General features: G+C 63.9%; 3 protein-coding genes. 1 reads left to right on the forward strand and 2 read right to left on the reverse strand.

Features of this window, described 5'->3' with window-relative positions; translation table 11 throughout:
- Nucleotides 1-361 precede the first annotated feature (361 nt).
- Nucleotides 362-601, forward strand: coding sequence for a hypothetical protein (locus ACFP2V_RS10540; protein WP_381208985.1), 240 nt, complete (start codon nt 362-364; stop codon nt 599-601).
- Between the two features lie 149 nt (nt 602-750).
- Here the strand turns inward: ACFP2V_RS10540 and ACFP2V_RS10545 are convergent, their stop codons facing one another.
- Both ACFP2V_RS10545 and ACFP2V_RS10550 read right to left on the reverse strand, forming a co-directional pair.
- Entirely contained in the window at nt 751-1182 is a 432-nt protein-coding gene (locus ACFP2V_RS10545) for an SMI1/KNR4 family protein (protein ID WP_381208988.1), read from the reverse strand.
- Nucleotides 1183-1374: 192 nt separating this feature from the next.
- The gene (locus ACFP2V_RS10550; protein WP_381208991.1) at nt 1375-1596 is read right to left on the reverse strand and encodes a hypothetical protein; all 222 of its coding nucleotides are present in this window, start codon (nt 1594-1596) and stop codon (nt 1375-1377) included.
- Nucleotides 1597-2105 lie beyond the last annotated feature (509 nt).

Below are 2105 nucleotides of genomic sequence, written 5' to 3' on the forward strand. Positions count from 1 at the left end.
CCGCGCCCGGCGGCGCGCTGCGTGCAAGCGGGCAAGGGCGGGATGTCACCCGCGGGCACAAGATGATGCCTCCGGCGGGGGATCGGCCGGCACCGGGATGGAGGGGGCGCCGTTGCCGACCGCGGGCCCGTAGTGGTGTGCGCGGGGAGCTCCCATCCCGTCCACCGTCGACCCAGGCAGAGCCGAGCAGACGCGGCCCCTGGCGTCCAGGTCGTTCGTACAGTGGCGCGCTCCACCTGGACGCCAGGAACCACGCCCGCTCCACGGTGTGTGGGTCGACGGCGGACGGGATGGGAGCTGGGGTGAGTGGTGGGTTGGTGAACGTGGTGAAGGTAACGGAAGCGGCGCTACAGTCCCGGACATGAAGCCCGGGAGACTGACGCAGTTCGGCGCATCGTTCATCGCGATAGTCAGGCACGTCGTCCGGCGCCCTTTGCTGATCCTGGTACTTGTGCTCATCTGCGCGGCGACCACATGGCTCCAAAAGTCGCTGCCGCAGCCGTGGGACGGTTTGCCTTACGGCTTCGGCATGCTGGCTGCTATGTGGTCTATCTCACTGACCCTTCCTCGCAGCCAGGAAGATCAGCAGGCCGACGACTGAGCGTGCCCGCCGCGTGCCCGACACAGCAGCACCTGAGGGGGCTGCACGGTAAACCACGGGGACTCGGCGAGGAACGCGCAGGTCACCGTCTCTCCAGCTCAGCGCCCACCCGCATACGCGGTCTTCCAAACTAGGGACGTAGAGGGTGGTTACCGGTACCAGTCGCCATCGCCCGCGAGGGAACGGTGCAGGTAGTCCTCCAGCTCGCGCGCAGCCCACAGCCGACTGTCATTCTCGTGGTCCCAGACGAAGATGTCCGGACGCTCAGGCGTTAGCACGAAGGCGAACTGGTCGCCCCCGCCGTTGTCGCCGAAGAACAGCAGCGGATCGAAGGGCATGTACAGGCCGGGGAACGTATCGGGGGACCAGAACAGCAGGTTCTGCTCCACAATCCGATCCAGGGACCATACGACGTCAGTCCCGTACTCGCCGACCATCCCGTTGGTCTCCATCAGCAGAGCAGTCAGCTGCGCCGGCAAGCCTCGGCCGAGGCGCCGTTCCGCCTCGGCTAGAGCAGTCGCGTCAACGGGTGCGCGGAACTCGACCTCGGGCAAGGCTTCGGCAGCGACTTCTTTCCACATAGGCGCAGCTTAGGCCGAAGGTCTGACCGCCCCGACAACAGACGCTGTACAGCAGCGCAGTACAGCAGCCACCGCGCCCGCAGCCGCCCGTAACGGACCTCAGACGACCAACTGACCAGCCGGGCAGGCCTCCGCGACAGTCCCGCCCATAGTTCGCATCGAGTGGCAGTGACGACCACGTAGGGCAGCTGATCACGCAAACGGCGACAGGCCCTTGCTTTCCAGGTGAGCGAGCAACGAGTCAAGGCACGCGTCGGCCGTACCCAGGTCCGCGCGGAAGAACGAGTCCTCACCGAGCGGCCCACCACTGACGATGACCATCCATGCCTTCCTGTGCTCAGTCATGCGGTCACCGTCGACCTTGAACACGGTCGTGACTCCCCGTTCGGCCAGCCACTCCATCAGCTCGAGCATGTCCACTCGCACCCCTCCGAGTAGATCATCCCATCCCTCAGGGCGCGTTCTCGGGCCGTCTCCGGGCCGTACGAGGGCGCACAACGGCGACCAACGCTGACAACCGTTGACGGCCTAGCCGCAGGTCACAGCGTTGATCGCATACAAAGCCACAGGTCAGTGGGGCGCCCACGCACTTCTTCGGCTACTGATCGCGCTCGATGGAGCTTGACTCGCCCATTGAGACTCCGCCGATTTTTTGCGTGGGTCACTTGACGAGATATTCCTCGCCGGCCAGATATTCGTTCCATGAGTCAACGAAGTGCGAAGAGAAATCGCTCACATTGGACACATAGGACTCGATATCTTTAATCGATCTTCCCGCCTGCTGGAAAATCTCATGATACGGAAGGTTTCCGTGAGCTAGGTCATTTCTGGCCATAGCCATCTTTTGGAGAGAACCCGGCCAACGCGTAAGCATTCAGAAGGTGGTCGGCGGTCGCGTTGCCTGACGATGTGACAGGCAGTGG

Origin of the sequence: Streptomyces incanus, assembly GCF_042656345.1 — a bacterium.
Taxonomy (GTDB): Bacteria; Actinomycetota; Actinomycetes; order Streptomycetales; family Streptomycetaceae; genus Streptomyces; species Streptomyces incanus.